The sequence below is a fragment of the Variovorax sp. YR216 genome (assembly GCF_900107745.1).
Classification (GTDB): Bacteria; Pseudomonadota; Gammaproteobacteria; order Burkholderiales; family Burkholderiaceae_C; genus Variovorax.
Genome location: NZ_FNRO01000005.1, coordinates 285,569 through 308,293 on the forward strand (window position 1 = coordinate 285,569; position 22,725 = coordinate 308,293).

The 22,725-nt window shown below is 65.6% G+C and carries 21 protein-coding genes; 11 read left to right on the forward strand and 10 right to left on the reverse strand.

All coding sequences use genetic code 11. The features are described 5' to 3' along the window. Nucleotides 1–7: 7 nt before the first annotated feature. Genes BLW05_RS17420 through glyQ form a run of 4 tightly spaced genes read right to left on the reverse strand, consistent with a single transcriptional unit; the run spans nt 8 to nt 4,428 of the window. Nucleotides 8–775, reverse strand: coding sequence for a lysophospholipid acyltransferase family protein (locus BLW05_RS17420; protein ID WP_093164516.1), 768 nt, complete (start codon nt 773–775; stop codon nt 8–10). Beyond that, nucleotides 775–1,353 carry a D-glycero-beta-D-manno-heptose 1,7-bisphosphate 7-phosphatase gene (gmhB, locus tag BLW05_RS17425; protein ID WP_093164518.1) on the reverse strand — a complete coding sequence of 193 codons (579 nt, stop codon included), beginning with the start codon at nt 1,351–1,353 and terminating at the stop codon, nt 775–777. Before gmhB ends, BLW05_RS17420 begins: the two co-directional genes overlap by 1 nt. 12 nt (nt 1,354–1,365) lie before the next feature. Continuing rightward, nucleotides 1,366–3,519: a glycine--tRNA ligase subunit beta gene (glyS, locus tag BLW05_RS17430; protein WP_093164520.1), complete on the reverse strand. Its 2,154-nt coding sequence runs from the start codon at nt 3,517–3,519 to the stop codon at nt 1,366–1,368. A 3-nt stretch (nt 3,520–3,522) separates the two neighbouring features. Next, a complete protein-coding gene (glyQ, locus tag BLW05_RS17435; RefSeq protein ID WP_093164522.1) occupies nt 3,523–4,428 on the reverse strand; it encodes a glycine--tRNA ligase subunit alpha in 906 nt (301 codons plus the stop codon). Nucleotides 4,429–4,599: 171 nt separating this feature from the next. Between glyQ and BLW05_RS17440 the strand changes: the two genes are divergently transcribed. Further along, complete coding sequence (locus BLW05_RS17440; RefSeq protein ID WP_093164523.1) at nt 4,600–5,541, forward strand: DMT family transporter; 942 nt, start codon at nt 4,600–4,602, stop codon at nt 5,539–5,541. A 3-nt stretch (nt 5,542–5,544) separates the two neighbouring features. Here BLW05_RS17440 and BLW05_RS17445 read toward each other — a convergent pair whose 3' ends face one another. Then, the gene (locus tag BLW05_RS17445) at nt 5,545–6,615 is read right to left on the reverse strand and encodes an asparaginase (RefSeq protein WP_093164525.1); all 1,071 of its coding nucleotides are present in this window, start codon (nt 6,613–6,615) and stop codon (nt 5,545–5,547) included. 205 nt (nt 6,616–6,820) lie between these two features. Between BLW05_RS17445 and BLW05_RS17450 the strand changes: the two genes are divergently transcribed. From BLW05_RS17450 to BLW05_RS17485, 7 genes are all read left to right on the forward strand, one after another. Further along, nucleotides 6,821–7,456, forward strand: coding sequence for a TetR/AcrR family transcriptional regulator (locus BLW05_RS17450; RefSeq protein WP_093164526.1), 636 nt, complete (start codon nt 6,821–6,823; stop codon nt 7,454–7,456). Nucleotides 7,457–8,075: 619 nt separating this feature from the next. Beyond that, on the forward strand, nt 8,076–8,663 hold the full coding sequence (locus BLW05_RS17460) for an NAD(P)H-dependent oxidoreductase (RefSeq protein WP_093164530.1): 588 nt from the start codon (nt 8,076–8,078) through the stop codon (nt 8,661–8,663). 33 nt (nt 8,664–8,696) lie between these two features. Continuing rightward, nucleotides 8,697–9,566 (forward strand): creatininase family protein, encoded by an 870-nt coding sequence (locus BLW05_RS17465; protein ID WP_093164532.1) that lies wholly within the window; start codon nt 8,697–8,699, stop codon nt 9,564–9,566. A gap of 60 nt (nt 9,567–9,626) precedes the next feature. Then, nucleotides 9,627–10,622, forward strand: a complete 996-nt coding sequence (locus BLW05_RS17470) for an ABC transporter substrate-binding protein (RefSeq protein ID WP_093164533.1) — start codon at nt 9,627–9,629, stop codon at nt 10,620–10,622. Between the two features lie 44 nt (nt 10,623–10,666). Further along, nucleotides 10,667–11,500 carry an ABC transporter ATP-binding protein gene (locus tag BLW05_RS17475; protein ID WP_093164535.1) on the forward strand — a complete coding sequence of 278 codons (834 nt, stop codon included), beginning with the start codon at nt 10,667–10,669 and terminating at the stop codon, nt 11,498–11,500. Then, nucleotides 11,497–12,405, forward strand: a complete 909-nt coding sequence (locus BLW05_RS17480; RefSeq protein ID WP_256330355.1) for an ABC transporter permease — start codon at nt 11,497–11,499, stop codon at nt 12,403–12,405. Before BLW05_RS17475 ends, BLW05_RS17480 begins: the two co-directional genes overlap by 4 nt. Nucleotides 12,406–12,409: 4 nt before the next feature. After that, nucleotides 12,410–13,768 (forward strand): FAD-binding oxidoreductase, encoded by a 1,359-nt coding sequence (locus BLW05_RS17485; RefSeq protein WP_093164537.1) that lies wholly within the window; start codon nt 12,410–12,412, stop codon nt 13,766–13,768. Here the strand turns inward: BLW05_RS17485 and lnt are convergent. From lnt to BLW05_RS17505, 4 genes are all read right to left on the reverse strand, one after another. Beyond that, nucleotides 13,758–15,338, reverse strand: coding sequence for an apolipoprotein N-acyltransferase (lnt, locus tag BLW05_RS17490; protein ID WP_093164539.1), 1,581 nt, complete (start codon nt 15,336–15,338; stop codon nt 13,758–13,760). The two genes, BLW05_RS17485 and lnt, sit on opposite strands and share 11 nt — an antisense overlap. Next, nucleotides 15,335–16,213: an HlyC/CorC family transporter gene (locus BLW05_RS17495; protein WP_093164541.1), complete on the reverse strand. Its 879-nt coding sequence runs from the start codon at nt 16,211–16,213 to the stop codon at nt 15,335–15,337. Before BLW05_RS17495 ends, lnt begins: the two co-directional genes overlap by 4 nt. Before the next feature lie 202 nt (nt 16,214–16,415). Then, entirely contained in the window at nt 16,416–17,141 is a 726-nt protein-coding gene (locus BLW05_RS17500; RefSeq protein ID WP_093164543.1) for a GNAT family N-acetyltransferase, read from the reverse strand. A 115-nt stretch (nt 17,142–17,256) separates the two neighbouring features. Then, the gene (locus BLW05_RS17505; protein WP_093164545.1) at nt 17,257–17,730 is read right to left on the reverse strand and encodes an Lrp/AsnC family transcriptional regulator; all 474 of its coding nucleotides are present in this window, start codon (nt 17,728–17,730) and stop codon (nt 17,257–17,259) included. 157 nt (nt 17,731–17,887) lie between these two features. Between BLW05_RS17505 and hppD the strand changes: the two genes are divergently transcribed. Continuing rightward, complete coding sequence (gene hppD, locus BLW05_RS17510; protein WP_093164547.1) at nt 17,888–19,015, forward strand: 4-hydroxyphenylpyruvate dioxygenase; 1,128 nt, start codon at nt 17,888–17,890, stop codon at nt 19,013–19,015. Between the two features lie 29 nt (nt 19,016–19,044). Further along, nucleotides 19,045–19,851: a transporter substrate-binding domain-containing protein gene (locus BLW05_RS17515; RefSeq protein ID WP_093164549.1), complete on the forward strand. Its 807-nt coding sequence runs from the start codon at nt 19,045–19,047 to the stop codon at nt 19,849–19,851. Nucleotides 19,852–19,909: 58 nt separating this feature from the next. Here BLW05_RS17515 and BLW05_RS17520 read toward each other — a convergent pair whose 3' ends face one another. Then, a complete protein-coding gene (locus BLW05_RS17520; protein ID WP_093164551.1) occupies nt 19,910–20,791 on the reverse strand; it encodes an esterase/lipase family protein in 882 nt (293 codons plus the stop codon). Nucleotides 20,792–20,895: 104 nt separating this feature from the next. Between BLW05_RS17520 and BLW05_RS17525 the strand changes: the two genes are divergently transcribed. Next, nucleotides 20,896–22,587 carry an AMP-binding protein gene (locus tag BLW05_RS17525; protein WP_093164553.1) on the forward strand — a complete coding sequence of 564 codons (1,692 nt, stop codon included), beginning with the start codon at nt 20,896–20,898 and terminating at the stop codon, nt 22,585–22,587. Nucleotides 22,588–22,725 lie beyond the last annotated feature (138 nt).

Sequence of the window (22,725 nt, forward strand, 5' to 3'; positions counted from 1 at the left end):
GCGGGCCTCAGGCGGTGGTGGATGCGGCCGACGAGGGTTCGGTGGCGTAGGCCTCGGGATCGAGGCGGCGCATTTCGCCTTCGATCCAGGTCTCGACTTCGCGCATGAGTTCGTCGGGGCGGCGGCCGGTGCTGGGGATGGCGGGGCCGATGGAGACATCGACGACGCCCGGCGTCTTGACGAAGGCCTTGCGCGGCCAGACCTTGGCCGAGGTGACTGCGATGGGGACGACGGGCACGCCGGTTTCGATGGCGAGACGGGTTCCGCCGGTCTTGTAGTTGCCTTGCTTGCCGCGCGGAATGCGCGTGCCTTCGGGGAACATGATGATCCAGATGCCCTGTTTGAGCAGCTCGCGGCCTTGAGAGACGACCTTGTTGAAGGCCTGCGTGCGCTGGCTGCGGTCGATGTGGATCATGTCGAGCCGCGCCATGGCCCAGCCGAAGAAGGGCACGTAGATGAGTTCCTTCTTGAAGACGAATGCCAGCGGGTGCGGCATGAGCGTGGGCATCAGGAAGGTTTCGTAGGTGGACTGGTGCTTGACGAGCAGGACGGCGCCGGCGAGCTTGTCCTGCGGCAGGTTTTCCATGCCGGTGACGCGGTACTGGATGCCGAGGATCAGGCGCGCCCCGCCGATGGCCCAGCTGAGCCAGCGCACGGCCATCCAGTAGAGCGGGATGCCGCGCTTCCAGAGGGAATTGACGCACATGATGATTCCCCACGGAACCACGGTGACGAGCATCCACAGGGCGTGGATGACAGAGCGGATGAAGGACATCAGACGGCCACCTTCAGGGCGGCTTTTTCTTCGCGTTCGAGGAGGAAGTCGACGAAGGCGGCGAGGTCTTCGTGAACGCGGGTGTTGGGTGGATATTCGGGCGGCAGCGGGTTCATGCCACGGCAGGCGGCACCCATGCCGGTGAGCAGCAGGTGCGGCTCGCACCCGGCGGCTGCGCCGGCTTGCAGGTCGCGCAGGCTGTCGCCGGCGACCGGGATGTGGGCAAGGTCGACGCCGAAGCGCTCGCCGATCTGGCGGAACAGGCCGGGCTTGGGCTTGCGGCAGTCGCAGCCCTCGTCGGGGCTGTGCGGGCAGTAGAAGATGGCTTCGATGCGCCCACCGACGGCGGCGAGCATCTTGTGCATCTTGGCGTGCATGGCGTTGAGCGATGCGACGTCGAACAGGCCGCGGCCCAGGCCGGACTGGTTGGACGCGATGACGACGTGCCAGCCGGCGTGATTGAGTCTCGCCACCGCTTCGAGCGCACCGGGGAGCGGCGTCCACTCGATGTCGCTCTTGACGAAATCCTCACGGTGTACGTTGAGGGTGCCATTGCGGTCGAGGATGACGAGTTTCATGGTGCCTGAAGCTTACGCCGCCAGCCGCTCGAGTTGTGCAACCCGGTTCATCGCGCCGTGCAGGATCATGAGCAGGCCGAGGCGGTTGAGGCGCAGGTCGGATTGCTCGGCGTTGACCATGACGTCGTCGAAGAAGGCATCCACGGGGTCGCGCAGTGCGGCGAGGGTTTGCAGCGATGCGGTGTAGTCGCCGGCTTCGAACTGACCGTTGGCCACCGGCACGACCTGCTGCATCGCGGCGTGCAGTGCCTTTTCGGCGGGTTCCTTCAGGAGGAGTTCGCTCACGTGCGCGTCGGCCTCGGGCGACTTCTTGAGGATGTTGCCGATGCGCTTGTTGGCGGCGGCGAGCGCGGGGGCTTCGGGCAGTGCGGCGAAGGCGCGCACGGCGGCGAGGAGCTTGGGCACTTCGGCCAGGCGCTGCGGGCGCGGGCTGAGCACGGCTTCGACTTCCTGCGCGCTGGCGCCCTGCTCGCGCAGGCTGCCGGCGAGGCGGTCGTAGATGAAGGCTTCGAGCGCGTCGGTCGGGTCGGTCAGCGCGATCTCGCCGCCCTTGTGCGCGCCGAAGGCGGCGAAAGCGTCGCTGAGCATGGTGCGCAGGTCGAGCGAGAGGTTGCGCTCGATGAGCATGCGGATGACGCCGAGCGCATGGCGGCGCAGCGCGAAGGGGTCGCGGTCGCCGGTGGGCAGGTTGCCGATGCCGAACATGCCCACGAGGGTTTCGAGCTTGTCGGCCAGCGCCACGACGATGCCGACGTTGCTGCGCGGCAGCTCGTCGCCGGCAAAGCGCGGCTTGTAGTGGTCTTCGATGGCGTCGGCGACGGTGTGATCGAGGCCGTCATGCAGCGCGTAGTAGCGGCCCATGATGCCTTGCAGCTCGGGGAACTCGCCGACCATGTCGGTGACGAGATCGGCCTTGGCGAGTTGCGCTGCCTGCACGGCGCGGGGCGCGAGGTGGGCGTCGCCGATGGGCGTGCCGATCTTCTCGCCGATGGCGTGCGCGATGCGCATGACGCGCTCCACGCGCTCGCCCTGTGTGCCGAGCTTGTTGTGATAGACGACCTTGGCGAGCGATTCGACGCGCGAGGCGAGCGACTTCTTGCGGTCCTGGTCGAAGAAGAACTTGGCGTCGGCCAGACGCGGGCGCACCACGCGCTCGTTGCCGCCGATGACGGCGCTCGCATCGGCCGGGTTGATGTTGCTGACGACGAGGAACTTGTTGGTCAGGCGGCCGTGCGCATCGAGCAGCGGGAAGTACTTCTGGTTGGCCTTCATCGTGAGGATGAGGCATTCCTGCGGCACGTCGAGGAACTCGCGTTCGAATTCGCAGATGAGCACATTGGGCCGTTCGACCAGCGCGGTGACTTCGTCGAGCAGCGCGTCGTCATTGATCGGCTGCGTGTTGCCGCCGACCTTGATCGCCGCCTCGGCGAGCTGACGCGCGATCTCGGCGCGGCGTGCCTCGAAGCCGGGGATGACGGCGCCTTCGTCCTGCAACTGCTGGTCGTAGCCGTTGGCATCGCGCAGCGATACGGGATCGACGCTGGCTTCGAAACGGTGTCCGTGGGTTTCGCGGCCGGCCTGCAGGCCCAGTGCCTCGACGGGCACGACGGTGTCGCCATGCAGCGCGACAAGCCCGTGGGCGGGACGCACGAAGCTCACGCTGCTCCAGCCCGGCAACTCGCAACCGGATTCGAGCTGGTAGCTCATGACCTTGGGGATCGGCAGCTTGGCGATGGCCTCGGCCAGGGCCTTCTGGAGCCCTTCGGCAAGGGTCGCGCCCTTGGCAGTGCTTTCGTAGAAGAGCGCTTCGGCCTTGCCGTCCATGGCGCGGCGCAGTTCGGGTACCACGCTGGCGTCGGCGCCGAGCGCACCGAGGCGCTTGAGCAGCGCGGGCGTGGGGTTGCCGGAGGCATCGAGGCCGACCGAGACCGGCATGAGCTTTTGCGAGACGGCCTTGTCGGCGGCCTGCGCGAGCACGTTGGTGAGGTGCGCGGCCAGGCGGCGCGGCGATGCGTACGGCGTGAGCACCGAGCCGGCATCGGCCAGACCGGCGGCGACGAGCTGGTCGCGAAGCACGGTGGCGAAGGCTTCACCCAGCTTGCGCAGGGCCTTGGGGGGGAGTTCCTCGACGAAGAGTTCGACGAGCAGGTTGTTCTTGGTGGTCATCGATCAGGCCGCCTTCTTCGGGATTTGCGCGACCCACTCGCGCGGAGCCATGGGGAAGCCCAGGCGCTCGCGGCTGTCGTAGTAGCTTTGCGCGACGCTGCGCGCAAGGTTGCGGATGCGGCCGATGTAGGCCGCGCGTTCGGTCACGCTGATCGCGCCGCGGGCATCGAGCAGGTTGAAGGTATGCGCAGCTTTGAGCACTTGCTCGTAGGCAGGCAGCGCCAACTGCGCTTCCATCAGGTGCTTGGCTTGCTTCTCGTGCGCCGAGAAGGCAGTGAAAAGGAAGTCGGCGTCGCTGTGCTCGAAGTTGTAGGCCGACTGTTCGACCTCGTTCTGGTGATAGACGTCGCCGTAGCTGACGTTCGGCGCCCATTCGAGTTCGTAGATGCTTTCCTTGCCCTGGAGATACATCGCGAGGCGTTCGAGGCCGTAGGTGATCTCGCCGGTGATGGGACGGCAATCGATGCCGCCGACCTGCTGGAAGTAGGTGAACTGGGTCACTTCCATGCCGTTGAGCCAGACCTCCCAACCGAGGCCCCAGGCGCCGAGCGTGGGGTTCTCCCAATCGTCCTCGACGAAGCGGATGTCGTTCTTCTTGAGGTCGAAGCCGAGCGCTTCGAGCGAGCCGAGGTAGAGCTCGAGGATGTTGCTCGGCGCCGGCTTGAGCACCACCTGGTACTGGTAGTAGTGCTGCAGGCGGTTGGGGTTCTCGCCGTAGCGGCCGTCCTTGGGGCGACGGCTGGGCTGCACGTAGGCCGCTTTCCAGGGCTCCGGGCCGATGGCGCGGAGGAAGGTGGCGGTGTGCGATGTGCCTGCGCCGACCTCCATGTCGTACGGCTGCAGCAGCGCGCAGCCCTGGTCGGCCCAGTAGGCCTGAAGCTTGAGGATGATTTGTTGGAAAGTCAGCATGGTGAGCCCGGTGGCCGCTGGAGGCAGGGAGCCCCGTGACGGCGAACCGGGGATTTTAAGAGCCCTGACGCGGCCGAGCGCCTCTTGCGTCGCGACCCTTCGCGTGCGACGAGGGGGCCCCTGTCCAAGCGATGCCGCGCCCTCTTTCGGCGTGCCGCAACATCGGGTGCTATGTTGGACTCTCATTCGCTCCCCGCCTGGACCTGGATCGTGATTGTGGTGTTCGCCGCGGCCGCCCAGTCTGCACGCAACGCCGCGCAACGCTCGCTGACCGCGCAGGCCGGCACGCTGGGCGCGACGCTGGTGCGCTTTCTCTACGGGCTGCCGTTCGCCGCGCTGTGGGTCGCCGTGCTGCAGGCGCTGCCGGCCACGACGGCGCCAGTGGCGCACTTCGGCACGGCGTACTTCGCGTGGCTGCTGGCGGGGGCCATCGCCCAGATCGCGGCGACTGCGTTTCTGCTGGCCGCCATGCAGACGCGGCAATTCGTCGTGGGCGTGGCTTTCTCGAAGACGGAAGTGCTGCAGGTGGCGCTTTTCAGCGCACTGTTCCTGGGCGAGGTGCCCGGCACGCTCGCGCTGGTGGCGATGCTGATCGCCAGCGCGGGGATCGTGCTGCTGTCGCTGCAGCCGGGCGCGCTCGGTCGGGGAGTCGATGGTGCGCAGCCTTCGGGATTTCGACCGGCGATCTACGGGCTGGCCTCGGGCGCGTGTTTCGCGATCTCTGCGGTGGGCTATCGCGGCGCTTCATTGCAGGTGCCGGAACTTTCGCCCTGGCTGGCCGGCGCCTGGGGCGTGATGTGGGCCCAGGCGGTGCAGTCGGTGCTGATGCTGGCCTGGCTGCTGTGGCGCTCGCCGCAGACGGTGCGCGCGGTGCTGACCGGCTGGCGTGTGTCGCTGGTGGCCGGGCTGATGGGTGCGGTGGCGTCCATCGGCTGGTTCACCGCGTTCGCGATGCAGTCGGCGGCGCAGGTCCGCACGCTGGGACTGGTGGAGGTCTTCTTCAGCTACCTCGTGTCCCGCAGGATCTTCCAGGAACAGGCGCTGAGCCCGCGCGAGTTGCTCGGGCTCAGCCTCGTGATGCTCGGCCTGATCGGCATCTGCCTGTCGATCTAGCGCTCAGTACTCCCAGAAGATCCGCTGCAGTTCCTTGGTGTCGTTGGTCTTGGTCAACGCGACCATGGTCAGGATGCGCGCCTTCTGCGGGCGCAGGTCATGCGCGACGACCCAGTCGTACTTGTCGTCGGGCTGCTCGGCGTTGCGGATCACGAAGCCGTCCGGCACGCGCGAGCTGCGGACCACGATGGTGCCGTCGGAGCGCACCTTCTGCAGCACGGGCACGATGCGATCGGCCACGGAGCCATTGCCGGTGCCGGCATGGACGATGGCCTTGACGCCGCTCTTGGCGAAGGCATCGATCGCCGTCGAGGGCACGCTCTGGTAGCCGTAGACGATCTCGACCGCGGGCAGCGCGGTGATGGTGTCGATGTCGAACTCCGACTGCATGGTGTGGCGCTTGACCGGCGCGCGGAACCAGTAGTTCTTGCCCTCGACGATCATGCCGAGCGGACCCCACTGGCTCTTGAAGGCCTCGGTCTTGATGTTGACTGTCTTGTTGACGTCGCGCGCGGTGTGGATCTCGTCGTTCATCACCACGAGCACGCCCTTGCCTGCCGCATCCTTGCTGGCCGCAACGTTCACTGCATCGAACAGATTCAGCGCGCCATCGGCCGACAGCGCCGTGCCCGGGCGCATCGAGCCGACGACGATGATCGGCTTGCTGGTGTGCACGGTCAGCGTCAGGAAGTAGCCGGTTTCCTCGATCGTGTCGGTGCCGTGGGTGATGACGATGCCGTCGACGTCGGCCTGCTTGGACAGCGCCGAGACGCGCTTGGCGAGGGTCAACAGGTTGTCGTTGGTCAGGCTTTCGGAAGCGACCTGGAAGACCTGTTCGCCGCGCACGTTGGCAACTTTCGAGAGTTCGGGCAGGCCGGCGATGAGCTTGTCCACCGGCACCTTGGCGGCCGAATAGGTGGCGCTGTTGACGGCCGATGCGCCGGCGCCCGCGATGGTGCCGCCGGTGGCCAGGATGACGACATTGGGCAGGGCCGCCTGCGCATGCGCGATCGCACTGGCGGTGATCAACGCGGCCGCGCCCGCGAATGCGCGAAGTCTGGATGCAAGGTACATGGAAGCTCCTTTGACAGTTGTGTGACGAAGCGGGCGAGACGATAGCCAAACCACGCCTTCGCCGCACATGCACGCAATGCCAAGCTCGCATGCCGTCATGCGGCCGGCTCGGCAAGCATGCAGCCGCGGTCCGATTCGGGCAAGCGCTACCATCGCCGACGCGATGACCGATACATCCACGTCCGCCGCCATGAGCGCCCAACAGATGCCCGCCCCGAACGGGCCGCTGTCGCGCGCGAGGCCGGGGCGCGAGCGCATCCTGGCGGCGATTCGTGCAGCGGCGATCGCGGAATTCAGCCTGCATGGGCTGAAAGGTGCTTCGACGCAGGCGATCGCGGCGCGCGCGGGGCTCACCAAGCCGCAGCTCCACTACTACATCCCCGGCAAGGAAGAGTTGTACGAAGAGCTGCTGATGCAGGTGCTGCACGACTGGAAGGTGGTGTTCGACTTCCAGGAGAACGCCAACGACCCCGGCGCGGTGCTGGCCGACTACATCCGCAAGAAGCTGGACCACGCCTTCGACAACCCCGAGATCTCGCGCATCTTCACGCGCGAAGTGCTGGACGGCGGGCGCAACCTGGAGCGCTACTGGCCCAACGCACGCATGTGGACGCAGAAGAAGGTGGACATCATCAACGGCTGGATCGCGCGCGGGCAGATGCGCCCGCTCGACGCGCGCCTGCTGTTGATGCACATCTGGGCCATGACCCAGAGCTACGCGGACTACGCGCTGCAGACGCGCGTGATGCTGGGCCTGCCGCCCGATGCGCCACTCGACCGGGAGCCGATCGCGCGCGAGCTCATCGCCTTCGTGCTGGGCGGCTGCGGCATCAGGGCGTAGCCCCGGCTGCCGACGGGCAAAGAAAAGGCCCCGGGCATCGCTGCGCGGGGCCGAGGTCAGGTCCTTGCCGGACCTGAGGAGACATGGGGTCGATCAGAGCGGCTGGTCACCGTCGGACGTTTGGACGCCGTGGACGACGAGGCCAGCGGCAGCAACGAGCACAAGTGCGAGGGTGAGCATGTGAGCCTCGTGAATCAGGAGGCTCCATTTTAGGGAAAACCCTAGGCGGCATGTGTCCGCCTGGAGTACCCACACCACACGAAGGCCCAACCGCGAAAAAGCCCCGGCTGTTTCCAGTCGGGGCAAGAGGTCGGTGGTCGACCTTGGAGAAAAGGTTCCCACGAGAGCCTTCATCATGGGTGCTTTGGCGTCGTCCTACAACGGCGCGCTCCGCTCAAGGCCATGCAGCGCCACCCGAATCAGAACTATTTCACGGTTGGATCACCATTTCGCGACCCGCAAACTCCGTGCTGCGGATTGGACTGCTCCTCTGCCCGGCGAGGAGGCCTTCCCAGGCTCCGCTCCCGTTCGCTGACCATCCTCCCGCTTTTGGTGCGAGCCGGCTGGCACGTCGCTTGCGTAACCTGACCACTTGCTCTGATTAAGCGGTCAACACACCATGCGCGTGCTCGTCGTCTACTGCCATCCGGTCGAAACCAGCTTTCATGCCGCCCTGCACCAGGAGGTCGTGCGCAACCTGCGCGCCGCCGGCCACGAGGTGGACGACTGCGACCTGTATGCCGAGGGATTCGATCCGGTGCTGTCGCGCGAGGAGCGGCTGGGCTATCACGAGGTGCCGAGCAACCAGATTCCACTCAAGCCCTACGTCGAGCGGCTGCAGTGGGCCGAGGGCATCGTGTTCTGCTTTCCGACGTGGTGCTTCGGGCTGCCGGCGATGCTCAAGGGCTACTTCGACAGGCTCTTCATGCCGGGCGTGGCCTTCGACCTGCGCGACCCGCAGAACGTCAAGCCGATGCTGACGAACATCCAGCGCATCTCGGCGGTCGTCACCTACGGCCGGCCGCGCTGGGTCGCCTGGTACATGGGCGACCCGCCGCGCAAGATCGTCACGCGCTACATGCGCCGCCTGACCGGCAAGCAGGCGCGGGTGGACTACCACGCGCACTACCACATGAACGTCGCGACCGAGCCGCAGCTCAAGCGCTTCCTCCAGCGCGTGGGCAGTGCGATGGCGCGTTTTGCCTGATACGGCTGCTGCTCTCTCTACAGGATTCACTCCATGCTCCACGGCTACATCCCACCCCACCGCTTCCTGCCCTACCTGAGCTGGACCGAGATCGACGCGCTGCCCGATCGCGAGAACACCGTGATCGTGCTGCCCTGCGGCGCGATCGAACAACACGGGCCGCACCTGCCGTGCTCGGTGGACAGCGTCATCTCCTCCGGCGTGATGGGCAAGGCGCTCGAACGGTTGCCCGCCGAGGTGCGCGCCTTCGCGCTGCCGACGATCACCTACGGCAAGTCGGAAGAGCACCTGCACTTCCCCGGCACGATGACGTTGACCGGCACCACGCTGCTGTCGACGGTGATCGAGATCGGCGAATCGGTGTACCGCTCGGGCTTTCGCAAGCTGCTGTTTGCGAACGGGCACGGCGGGCAGCCGCAGGTGCTCGAAATGGCGGCGCGCGAACTGCGTCTGCGCCATGGCGATTTCGTGGTCGTGCCGCATGGCGTCTCGCGGTTGCCGAGCGCGGCGAGCAAGCAGGTGAGCGAGCAGGAGAAGCGGCTTGCGATGCACGCGGGCCATTCCGAAACCGCACTGATGCTCGCACTCGCGCCCGAAACGGTGCACATGGAGCGCGCGGCCGCCAACTTCCCGCCGCCCTTCCCGATCAAGCTGCTGTCGGCCGATGGCCGGCCCGCCTGCGCGTGGACCGCGCGCGACTTCGGCCCCAGCGGCGTGATCGGCGACCCGACCAGCGCAACGCGCGAACAGGGCGAGGAAATCCTCGACACGCTGGCCGACAGCTGGGTCCAGGCGCTGACCGAGCTCTACGCCCTGCGCTGGGTGGTGCGCGACGAATCCACCTGGGGGCGCGGCCACGAGCAGGGCTTCATACAGTCCGCCCAACCAGCCTTTGCCGGCTGAGGCTCGTTCCTTGCATCGCGCGTCCCGCCAAATTCATTCCCCACCTCGAAGGTCCTCACCATGCGCCAACACATCGCTTCCCCTCTCGGTCGTCTTGCCGCTGCCGCGGCGCTCGCCATCGCGGCGACTGCGCCCGCTCACGCGGAGGACAAGTTCGTCTACATGACCAACTGGTACGCGCAAGCCGAGCATGGCGGCTTCTACCAGGCAGTGGCACAGGGCATCTACAAGAAGTACGGGCTGGACGTGACCATCAAGATGGGCGGCCCTCAGGTCAACATCACGCAGATGATGGCCGCCGGCCAGGCCGACTGCATCATGGGTTCGAGCGACATCCAGATGATGCAGGTGCGCGAAGGCGGCGTGCCGGTGGTCAATGTTGCGGCGTTCTTCCAGAAGGACCCGCAGGTGCTCATCGCGCACGACGACGTCAAGAAGTTCGAGGATCTCAAGGGGAAGACGATCCTGATCGGCTCGCAGGCCAATCGCGGCTACTGGCCGTGGCTGAAGGCGAAGTTCGGTTTCACCGACGAACAGACGCGGCCGTACACCTTCAACATCCAGCCCTTCGTCGCGGACAAGAACACGGCGCAACAGGGCTATCTCACCTCCGAGCCCTACGCGATCCAGAAGGCCGGCGTGAAGACGACGGTGCTGATGTTCAGCGACCACGGATTCCCGGCCTACGCGACCACCGTGTCGTGCATGGACAAGACGGTGAAGGAGCGCGCCAAGCAGGTCGCCGCCTTCGTGAAGGCATCGGCAGAAGGCTGGAAGAGCTATCTCGCCGATCCGGCGCCCGCCAATGCGCTGATCAAGAAGGACAACCCCAACATGACCGACGACCAGCTCGCCTACAGCGTCGCGAAGCTGAAGGAAATGGGCATGGTCACCGGCGGCGATGCGCAGACACAGGGCATCGGCGTGATCACCGATGCGCGCACCAAGGCGAGCTATGACTTCCTCGTGTCCGCCAAGCTGCTCGACCCCTCGAAGGTCGAGATCGCCAAGACCTACACCACCGAATTCGTGAAGGACGCGAAGGTCCTGCCCTGAAACACCGGAGGCCCGAGCTCGGGCCTCCTCTCGAAAGGCCATGCATGAACGAACCCCAATCCGCCACCTACGACCTGCCGACACGTGTCGCAACGACGCCCGCCGTCGAAGTGCTTTCGGCAGAGAAGACTTATCCGAACGGCACGCGGGCGCTGATGCCCGTGGACCTGACCATTGGCGAAGGCGAGTTCGTCACGCTGCTCGGCCCTTCCGGATGCGGCAAGAGCACGCTGCTGAAGATGGTCGCCGGCATGCTCGATCCGACCGACGGCCGCCTCAAGGTGTTCCGCAAGCCGGTGCAGCAGATCGAATCGAGCGGGCGGCGCATGGCTTTCGTGTTCCAGTCGCCCACGCTGATGCCGTGGGCCAGCGTGCGCACGAATGTGCGCCTGCCGCTGGATCTCGCCGGCGTGCCGCGCAAGGAAGCGCAGGCGCGCGTCTCGGAAGCACTCGAACTGGTCGGGCTCGAGAAGTTCGGTTCGGCATTGCCGCGCGCACTCTCGGGGGGCATGCAGATGCGGGTGTCGATCGCGCGCGGCCTCGTCACGCAGCCCGACCTGCTGTTGATGGACGAGCCCTTCGGCGCACTCGACGAGATCACGCGCCACAAACTCGACGCGGAACTGCTCGACCTGTGGCGCAAGAAGAAGCTCACGGTGATCTTCGTGACGCACTCGATCCATGAAGCCGTCTTCCTGTCGAGCCGCGTGATCATGATGGCCGCGCGGCCCGGTCGCGTGGTGGAGGAGTTCGAGATCCCCGAGCCCTACCCGCGCACCGCGGACTTCATGGTGTCACCGCAGTTCAGCCGCTATGCGAAGAAGCTGCAGGACAGCCTGCTGCGCGCGAGCACAACGGCCGACGAGGTGCACGCATGAGCGCAATCGCACCAACGACGAGTCCGGCCTCCGACCCCTCCGCATCCGCCAAGGTCCGAGCCGTGCCTCAGAACCCCGCGAAGCCGCAACGCCTGCCGAAAGCCAAGCGCACGCCCCTTCTGCAGCAACCGCGCGTCCAGCGCGTCGCCTATCCACTGCTGGTCGGTGTAGTACTGGTGGCGCTCTGGCAGGGCCTCGTCACGGCATTGGAGCTGCCGCCCTACCTCGTGCCCTCACCCTACCTGATGATGCAGACGCTGGTGACCGACTGGATGCCGCTCGGCATGGCGCTCCTGGTGACGCTGAAGATCACGGTGCTCTCGTTCGTGGTGGCGACCATCGCGGGCGTGCTGATCTCGTTCCTCTTCGTGCAGAGCAAGTTGATCGAGACCGCGCTCTTCCCGTACGCAGTGCTGCTGCAGGTCACGCCGATCGTCGCGGTCGCTCCGCTGATCATCATCTGGGTGAAGAACCCGACCGCCGCGATGGTGGTGTGCGCGGCGCTGGTGGCGCTGTTCCCGATCATCAGCAACACCACGCTGGGCCTGCGCAGCGTGGAGCCCGATCTGCAGAGCTACTTCAAGCTCAATCATGCGTCGCGCTGGCAACAACTCGTTCGGCTGCGCATTCCGAGTGCGCTGCCCTACTTCTTCGGCGGCCTGCGCATCTCCAGCGGCCTCGCGCTGATCGGCGCGGTGGTGGCGGAATTCGTCGCGGGCACCGGCGGCTCCGGCGCGGGGCTGGCCTACCAGATCCTGCAGGCGGGCTTCCAGCTCAACATCCCGCGCATGTTCGCCGCGCTGCTTCTGATTTCACTGACCGGTGTCGCGCTGTTCGTCCTGATGGCGTGGCTCACCAAACTCGCGCTCGGCTCTTGGCACGCCAGCGAACTCTCACAGGATTGAATCGATGAACGCACCCGTTTCCCCCATCGAGCGATTGCACCTCGAACTGCCCGAGCTCGACTGGATCACCGACCCGGGCCGCATCGCCCGGCTGTCGCAGGACTTCGCGTGGTTCAGCCCGGTGCTGGACCGGCAGCTCAAGGACAAGCGCGCCGATGCGGTCGTGCGACCGCGCACCGAGGACGAGATTCGCGCCCTGGTGAGCGCCTGCGCACGACTGAACGTGCCGATCACGATTCGTGGCAGCGGCACTGGCAACTACGGCCAGACAACGCCGCTCGCCGGTGGCGTGGTGCTCGACATGACGGCCTACAACGCGGTGCAGTGGGTGCGACCCGGCGTGGCGCGCGCACAGACGGGCATCCGGCTGGGCGAACTCGAAAAGCACACCAAGGCCAGCGGACAGGAGCTGCGCTGCATTCCGTCGACCTATCGCAGCGCGACGCTGGGCGGGCTGTTCGGCGGCGGCTTCGGCGGCGTGGGTTCGATCAACTACGGGCCGCTCGGTGCACCGGGCAACGTGCTGGGGTCGCGCGCGATGACGATCGAGCCGGAGCCGCAGATCGTCGAGCTGCGTGGCGCCGAGGCGCTGCGGATGCATCACCTGTGGGGCACGAACGGCCTGGTGCTGGAGCTCGAAGTGGCACTGGCGCCTGCGCATCCGTGGCTCGAAAGCCTCGTCGTCTTCGATGCCTTCGACAAGGCGCTCGCCTTCGGCAATGCGCTCGCGCACGCGCCGGGCATCGTGAAGCGCGAGGTCGCGTTCTTTGCCAGCCCGGTGCCCGACCATCTCGCGCAGCTTGCCGAATACCTGCCGAAGGGATGCCATGCGGTGCTGTCGCTGGTTGATGAATCGTCCGAAGTCCCGATGCTCGAATTGATGCAGGCGCATGGCGGCACGATGAGCTACCGCAAGACCGCGGAGGAAGTACGCAAGAGCAATCGCACGCTGATGGAGTTCACCTGGAACCACACGACGCTGCACGCGCTGAAGGTCGACAAGACGCTGACCTACCTGCAAAGCAGCTTCGTGCCGGGGCAGCAGGTCGAACAGATCACGGCGATGGAGGAGCTCTTCGCAGGCGAGGTCCTGATGCACGCGGAGTTCCTGCGCAATCTCGATGGCCTCATCACCTGCAGCGCGCTGCAGCTGGTGCGCTTCACCACCGAAGAGCGGCTGGGCGAAATCATCCGTATGCACCGCGAGCGCGGCGTGCGCATCAACAACCCGCACACCTTCATCGTCGAGGACGGCAAGGCCGGCGGCGCGCTTGCGCCGGAGATCGTCGAGATGAAGAGGCGCTTCGACCCGCAGGGACTGCTGAATCCGGGAAAGCTGCGCGACTGGCCGGTCAGCCGATGACGGCGGCGGTCTGCACGCGTCGGCCGCGTTGCGCCAACAGCGTGGCCGCGACGACGACCAGCGCAAGGGCCCACAACGGCCAGAGGCGGAAGCGCGAGACCCAGAACGCATAGGGCGTGATGCCCGTACGGCCTTCGACTTCGGCTTCGAGGACGCCGCGCGTGAGCCGCGGCAGCTCGTGCGTCACGCGGCCGCGGTGGTCGATGACTGCAGTGGCGCCGGTGTTCGTCGCGCGCACCATCGGACGCTGGAATTCGAGCGCGCGCATGCGCGAGATCGCGAGATGCTGGTCGATCGCGATCGAATCGCCGAACCACGCGATATTGCTCACGTTGAGCAGGATCGTGGGCGCGTCGGCCTCGTTGCGGAAATTCGCGCCGATCTCATCGCCGAAGAGATCTTCATAGCAGATGTTCGGCGCGATGCGCTGGCCCTGCCAGGCGAATGGTGCCTGCGCGAGGCCGCCGCTGTTGAAGTCGCCGAGCGGGATGTTCATCATCTCCGTGAACCAGCGGAACAGCCCCGGGATGAATTCGCCGAAGGGCACGAGGTGGTGCTTTTCGTATCGATAGGTCTGCGACTCGCCAGGGCGGAAGCCGACCACCGCGTTGCTGTAGCCGTTGCGGTCGCCGAGCGGCAGGCCGACGATCGCGGCCTGGTTGCCGCTCGCGTAGCGCGCCGCGATGGCTTCGAGGTAGCCGGGCGGCAACTGCGATGGCAGCAGCGGCAATGCGGTTTCCGGCGTGATGACCAGCGGCGCTGCGGCGGTGTGGAGCTGTTCGCCGTACCAGCGCAGCGCGGTCGCGATGCCACCGCCAGGGATGAACTTTTCGTCCTGGGGGATGTTGCCCTGCAGGAGGGCGATGCGAAGCTGGCCGTGCGAGCGCGCGGCGTCGTCAACGGGTGTGCCGCGGATAGCGCCAAGCAGCGCCGGCACGCACAGCAGGATCAGCGCGAGCCCTGCGTTGATCGCAACCGGGCGGCTGCGAGCACGCCGCAAGGCGATGGCCACGAGCGCCGCGATGGCAGCCGAGATGGCACCAATGCCGTACACCCCGATCCACGGCGCGTAGACGGCCAGCGGACCATCGACGTGCGCATAGCCGCCGGCGCCCCATGGAAAGCCGGTGAACCAGCTTCCGCGCACGAGCTCCGCCAGGGTCCACAACGCAGCGAAGAACGCAGCCGAGCCCACAGGACTGGAAGGCGCAAAGGCGACGTAGAGGCCGCACGCCACGACGTAGTAAAGCGCGAGTGCCGCCGACAAGGCGAATACGGCAATCGCGGCAAGCGGCGCGGGCAGGCCGCCATAGGTGTGCATCGAGATGAAGAGCCACCAGAAGGTGCCGCACAGCCAGGTGGTCGTGAAGATCCATCCCTGGAACGCACCGCAGCGCCACGCGCCGGCGCGGCCGTCGGCATTGCGCAATCCGTCGAGCAGCCAGACGAGCGCCGCGAGCGAGAGCAGCTGGAGCCACCACTGCGGCTGGCCGTTCCATGGCGCGGCAATGGAAGCCGCCTGGGCGAGCCCCGCAAGCCCGAAGCCCAGGGCGCGAACCAGCGCGTTCAATCGGCGGCGTCGTCGCCGCGCGCCGGCGAGACCTTGAACCAGCGCACCGCGCCACCCTTGGTGTGCAGCACGACGAAATCGAAGCTGCCGAGCGCATAGTGCTCGCCGCGCTTGGGCACATGGCCCATCTCGTGCGCGATCAGTCCGCCGATGGTGTCGAAGTCTTCGCCGCGAGCCTGGTCGTCGAAATTGATGCCGAAGGCTTCGGCCACACGCTCGATCGGCGTGTCGCCCGCGACCCGATAGGTGTGGTCGGCGAGGCCGAAGATGTCGCCCTCGTCCTCGGGAATGTCGAACTCGTCCTCGATCTCGCCGACGATCTGCTCGAGCACATCCTCGATGGTGATCAGGCCTGCCACCCGGCCGAACTCGTCGATGACCACCGCGAGGTGATTGCGATTGCCGCGGAATTCGCGAAGCAGGTCGTTGAGCCCCTTGCTTTCGGGCACGAAGGTGGCGGGGCGCAGCAGCGCGCGGATGTTCAGGCCCGGCGCGCGTTGCAGCTTGAGGAGATCCTTCGCCAGAAGGATGCCGATGATGTTTTCCTTCTCGCCCTCGTAGACCGGGAAGCGCGAGTGCGCCGTGTCGATGACCAGGTTCAGCAGCGTGTCGTACGGCGCGTCGATGTTGACGAGGTCCATGCGCGGCGCCGCCACCATCACGTCCCCGGCCGTCATGTCGGCCATGCGAAGCACGCCCTCGAGCATCACGCGCGATTCGGCGCCGATGACTTCATTGTCCTCGGCGTCGGCGAGCGTTTCGATCAGCTCGTCGCGCGAATCCGGGCCAGGGTTGATGAATTCCGCGAGCTTCTGGAAAAAGCTGCGCTTGTCTTCGCGTTCGGCGGGCGCGCGTTCAGGGTGAGGTTCAGCCACTGCAGGAGGGCGGAGTTGGGGAATGACAAGGATACACCCCCAGCCTCGCCCACTGCGTGTGGCTCGGGCCGGACTCCTAGACGGCGCAACGCGCCCGTCCGTTCGTGGGCTGCCGTGGAACCGGCTCGGCCGGGCCACCGGCAGCGCCCCCGGTAGGGGGTTGGCGGCTACACGAAGTGAGCAAGCCTGGGGGCGAGCAAATTCACTGCGCGGATCGCTCGCGCGCGGCCCGCACGCCGCTGCGAATGTCCTGCAGCTCGGCCAGGAAGGCCCAGAACTGCTTGGCGCGCGTCTTGAGCTGGTAGTCGACCTGCGCGTAATGCTGCAGGGCGATTTCGCTCATCCGGCTGTCGAAGGTCGCTGCGGGCAGTTCGAGGTGGGCTTCGGATTCGGAGCCGCTGCGCACGACGGTCGCGCCTGCGTTGCGGGCGATCTTCAGCATCGCGGCGTTCTCGCTGAGCGCGTGGATGAACAGCATGCCGACGCCTTCGTTGCGCGCGACGACCACCGCTCGCTCGAAAAGGCGGGCGCCGTAGCCGCGACCGCGCGCGTGTTCAGCGACAGAAACACCGAACTCGGCGCAATCCTGCTCCTGGTCGGCAGGCGGGAAGGCCAGGTGAGCCATCGCGATCAGGTCGAGCCGCCGGTTGTAGATGCCGAACAATTCGTCGCGTTCGAAATCGAGCCCGTCGACATAGCGCTGGACCTGTTCGTCCGATGCCGCATAGCCGAACCGCAAGTAGCGGTCGTGGGGGGAAAGTGAAAGGAGGTGCTGAGCGATACGATCACGCTCGCGCGGCCCGATCGAGCGGATCGGAACCATCACAGGGGCGGGCGCAGCCGCCCGCGGTTGCGCCTCAACCATCGGCGCCTTCAGGAACGAGCCGACGCCGAGTGAGGCTTTGAGGAGGGCCTTGGCGGTAAGCATGGCCCAAATATAAGGGTTTTCCCCTAGCCTTCAACTGCATGGGGTTGCTTTGGCGTCTCATGGGTGAACAAGTACCGGAGGTGATCGAAAATGACGCCAATCTGTCTCGCCGGCGTTACACCGGAACAGCCGTGGTGGCCTTCACGCGGTCCAGCACGAAACTGGTCTTGCAGTCCTGCACGCTGGGGTGCTTGAGCAGTGTGTCCATGATGAAGCGGCTGTAGTGAGCCATGTCGGCGACGACGACGCGCAGGAGATAGTCCATCTCCCCCGTAAGGGCCGCGCATTCGACCACCTCGGGCCAAGTCTGCACGCTGGCCCGGAAGAGGTCCATCGGGTTTCTCTTGTGGCTCTCGGTGTTCTTTTCGAGGCGGACATTGAGGTAGGCGGTCAGGCCCAGGCCCACCGACTCGGGCTTCACGAGCGCCACGTAGCGGTCGATGACGCGGGATTCCTCCAGCCGCTTGACCCGCCGGAGTACCGCGCTCGCGGAGAGGCTGACCTGCTCGGCCAGTTGATCGTAAGTGGCGCGCCCGTCGGCCTGCAGGCTGCGCAGAATGTGTCGATCGATCTTGTCCAATGCGTCCATGGACTGGATTTTGCAATTTTCCTGCAAGGATTGCTTGAGGCAGGCCCGACAACGCCGAAATCGTGATCGCCAGCGCTTTTACAGTTGCAAACGGACGCCGCGGGCCGTGCGGCGTGAAACTGAAACCCATCCCGAACCCCACCCCGGAGACCGCGCCATGAGCAGCACCGACACCACAGCCTTCACGCCTTGGGACAACCCGATGGGCACCGATGGCTTCGAATTCATCGAGTACGCGGCACCGGACCCCGCCGCCATGGGCAAGGTCTTCGAACAGATGGGCTTCCGGCCCATCGCGAAGCACCGCCACAAGAATGTGCTGCTCTATCGCCAGGGGACGATCAACTTCATCATCAATTCGGAGCCGGATTCGTTCGCGCAGCGCTTCGCCCGCCAGCACGGCCCGAGCATCTGCGCGATCGCATTCCGCGTGCAGGACGCGAAAGCCGCCTACGAGCGCGCCATTTCACTGGGCGCCTGGGGCTTCGCACCCGGCGCCGGCCCTGGCGAGCTGAACATTCCGGCCATCAAGGGCATCGGCGACAGCCTGATCTATTTCGTCGATCGCTGGCGCGGCAAGAACGGTGCGCAGCCCGGCGACATCGGCAACATCGGCTTCTACGACGTGGACTTCGAAGCGCTGCCCGGCCTGACGGCGGTCGAAGCGCTCGCACCGGAAGGCCACGGGCTGACCTACATCGACCACCTAACGCACAACGTGCATCGTGGCCGGCTCAAGGAGTGGGCGGACTTCTACGAGCGCCTGTTCAACTTCCGCGAGATCCGCTACTTCGACATCGAAGGCCAGGTCACGGGTGTGAAGAGCAAGGCCATGACCAGTCCGTGCGGCAAGATCCGCATCCCGATCAACGAAGAGGGCAACGAGAAGGCCGGGCAGATTCAGGAGTACCTCGACAGCTATCGCGGCGAGGGCATCCAGCACATCGCGCTGGGTTCGCGCGACCTGCCGCATACGGTGGATGCGCTGCGCGCGTCCGGCGTCAAGCTTCTGGACACAATCGACACCTACTACGAGCTGGTGGACAAGCGCATTCCCGGTCACGGCGAGAACGTGGCGGCGCTGAAGAAGCGCAAGATCCTCGTCGACGGCAAGAAGGGTGCGCTGCTGCTGCAGATCTTCAGCGAGAACCAGCTCGGCCCGATCTTCTTCGAGTTCATCCAGCGCAAGGGCGACGAGGGCTTCGGCGAAGGCAACTTCAAGGCGCTGTTCGAGAGCATCGAACTCGATCAGATGCGCCGCGGAGTGCTCGCCGCCGCACAATAGCGCTCCCTTTTCACTCACTGGAGCTTCGCATGCGTCTGACGACTTCGCTTCGTTCATCCCTCTCGATGATGGCTGTGGCGTTGACGTTGGGCGGATGCGCGATGCCCGCGCAGCAGGGTGCGTCGACGACCGCTTCGCGGCTCGACGCAGTGCAGAAGTCCGGCGTGCTTCGAGTCTGTACGCCGGGCGACTACCGGCCGTTCAGCTTCCAGAAGACGGACGCGAGCTACGAAGGCATCGACGTCGACCTGATGACCGCGTTCAGCGGCAGCCTCGGCGCGAAACCTGAATGGATCAAGACGACCTGGGCCAACCTGTTGCCGGATCTTGCCGCGGGCAAGTGCGACATGGCCGTCGGCGGCGTTTCGGTGACCACCGACCGGCAGAAGCGCGCGTTCTTCAGCGCGCCCTACATGGTCAACGGCAAGACGCCGATCGCACGCTGCGCGGACGTGGCCAAGTATCAGACGGTCGAGCAGATCGACAAACCCGAGGTCCGGGTGATCTTCAATCCCGGCGGCAGCAACGAGCGCTTTGCGCGCGCGAACTTCAAGCGCGCCAAGCTCACGGTGCATGGCGAGAACGTGACGATCTTCGACGAGATCCTCGCCAATCGCGCCGACGTCTTCGTCACCGAGTCGGCCGAAGCGATCACGCAGCAGAAGCTCAAGCCGGGCCTCTGCGCGATCAATCCCGACAAGCCGCTGCAGTATGGCGAGATGGCCTGGATGCTGCCGCGCGACGACGTGGCCTTCAAGGCGTATGTCGACCAATGGCTGCACTTGTCGCAGGCGAGCGGCGACTTCCAGCGCACGATGGATCGCTGGCTCAAGTAACCCGTCGGCGGGACAGGCGGCGCGTTGTTGGCCGGCGGAGCAGTGGGGGCACCCTGAGTCAGTCGAGCAGCGCCAGGGTCTCGCGCCTGACGCGCTCGTCGAAGGCCATTTCCACATGCCCCTGGCCCACGACGGGGCGGTTGTCGGCGCCCGGCAGCGTGGCCACGGACGGAGGGAACACGATGTTGTCGCTGGTCGAATACCAGCAGGTGAAGGGCACTTGCCGCGCGCTGGTCTGTTCGCAATCGACCCTCTGAAGCCACTCACCGCCCATCCGCATTTCCCGGCCGTTGACTGTGCGACCGAATCGCGCGAGCCATGTGCCACGGTGCGGTGTGGCAATCGTGACGATTCGGTGCACGCGCGCTCCATCGGCGTCGCGCAGCCATGCCCGGGCCGCAAGACCGCCCATGCTGTGGCAGATCAGGAGCGGCGGCCGCCCGGTCGCGGCGGTCACACGCGCGATGGCGTCGTCGACGATCCGGGCGTAGTTGTCGATGGAGCCGAACGGCGGCTCCAGATTGACTGCGACGAAGGTGCGTCCTATCGCGCGGAGTTCGCGCAACCAGGGATTCCAGAAGCCGCGGTTGCAGACGAAGCCGTGAATCAGGACCGCGCCGCGGCGATCGTCCGGCTGCAGCCGATCGGGAATCGACGCCCAACGAAAGGGCTGCTGCCAGCAGAAGACGCGCGGCGCAATCCGGCATTCGGCAAGCCAGGCGCTGACGTACTGCATGGCAGTGGCACGCTGAATCGGATCGTTCGCACCGACGCGGTAGCTGGCGATGAACTCGAATGCGAGGAACCCTGCATGGCCGAGAGACAGGACGCACAGTCCCGCGACCGCAATCGCCGGTGAGCGGAACCACCAGGCACTCACCCAGAGGATGGCGACGACGAGTGACCCCAACACCAACCATCGCTGTAGTCGCGCAATCATGGGCGCAACTATCGCATGGGCGGCCCGGGCGCCTGGTTCCCTAGGACAAGCCCCGAGGGCGCAAGGAGGCACTCGCTTCGACAATCCGCGCCAAAGGAGACCACATGCAGGACGCTGCACGACTGAACTATCCGCCCGGTATTCCGCACGAAGTGCACCCCGAGCAGTACCGCAATCTTGGACAGCTCTTCGGCGAGTCGTTCACGCGCTATGCGACGCGGCCTTTCTCGGTGTGCATGGAGAGGTGGATGTCCTATGGGGAGCTCGACACATTGTCGCAATCCATGGGCGCATGGCTTCAGACGCGCGGTCTCGAGCCCGGTGCACGCGTGGCCATCATGCTTCCGAACATCCCGCAGTTTCCAGTGACGATGTGCGGCGTCTTGCGTGCAGGGCTCACGTGCGTCAATGTCAATCCGCTGTACACCGCGCGCGAACTGGAGCATCAGCTCAAGGATTCGGGCGCGACAGCCATCGTGATCCTCGAGAACTTCGCAGCGACGCTCGAACAGGTCATCGATCGGACCGCGATCCAGCATGTTGTCATCGCGTCGATGGGCGATCTTCTGGGTGGCGTCTATGGCGCCTGGATCACATTGGCCGTCCGGCATCTCGCCAAGATGGTGCCGGCGTACAAGTTGCCACTAGACAAGGGCCGAACGGTCACGCCATTCGCCAAAGCGATCGAAGAAGGCCGCGGACGCCCGCTGGCCGCAGACCCGAGTACGCTCGACTCGATCGCGTTCCTGCAATACACGGGCGGCACCACAGGGCTCTCCAAAGGCGCAGTGCTCACGCACCGGAACATCGTTGCGGCGACACTCCAGGCGGAGGCCTGGTTCACACCGGCGCTAGCGCGCGCGGGGGATCTCTCGAAGGTCAACAGCATCGCCGCGCTGCCGCTGTATCACATCTTTGCGCTGACGCTTTGCCTGCTGGCGATCCGGCAGGGCTCGCATCTCACGCTGATTCCCAATCCACGCGATTTCGACAAGTTCATCGACGTGCTCAAGCGACGCCCCTTCCACATGCTGCCGGCGGTCAACACCTTGTTCAACGCCTTGCTGGTGCATCCAGAGTTCAAGACGGTCGATTTTTCATCGCTCTTCGTTTCGCAGGCCGGCGGCATGGCGGCGTCGGAAGGCACCGCCCGCAAGTGGTTCGAAGTTACCGGGTGCCCGATGATCGAGGGCTGGGGCATGAGTGAGACCTGCGCGATCGGGACCAACAACCCGGTTTCGAACTTCAAATTCACTGGGACGATCGGGCTGCCGTTGCCGGGGATCGAGATCGCGATCAAGGATGACGAAGGATGCTCACTGCCGCCGGGCGAAGCCGGGGAGCTTTGCATCAAGGGACCGAACGTCATGGCTGGCTACTACAACCAGCCGGCAGAGACCGCGGCAGCATTCACAGCCGATGGCTTCATGCGTACGGGGGATATCGCGGTGATGCAGCCGGACGGCTATAGCCGCATCGTGGATCGGAAGAAGGACATGATTCTGGTCAGCGGCTTCAACGTCTTTCCCAACGAACTCGAGAACGTGATCTCCCTATGTCCGGGCGTGGTCGAATGCGCCGCAGTTGGCGTGGCCGATGAAAAGCAGGGCGAGGCTATCACGGTGTTCGTGGTTCGAAAAGACGCCTCGGTGACGGAAGAGGTAGTCATGCGCTATTGCCATGACCAACTGACTGGCTATAAGCGCCCAAAACACATCGAGTTTCGGGATTCGCTGCCGAAGACGAATGTCGGGAAGATTCTGCGCAGGGAACTGCGAGCGCCGGCGAGCCATTGAATCGAGAAAAAGGGGGCGGGCCGCCGCCATACTCGAAAAGCTGCGCAAAAAGCAAAAAGCCCAGCCTTGTGGGGCTGGGCTTTTTGGGGCTGTAAGAGCCTGACGATGACCTACTTTCACACGGGAACCCGCACTATC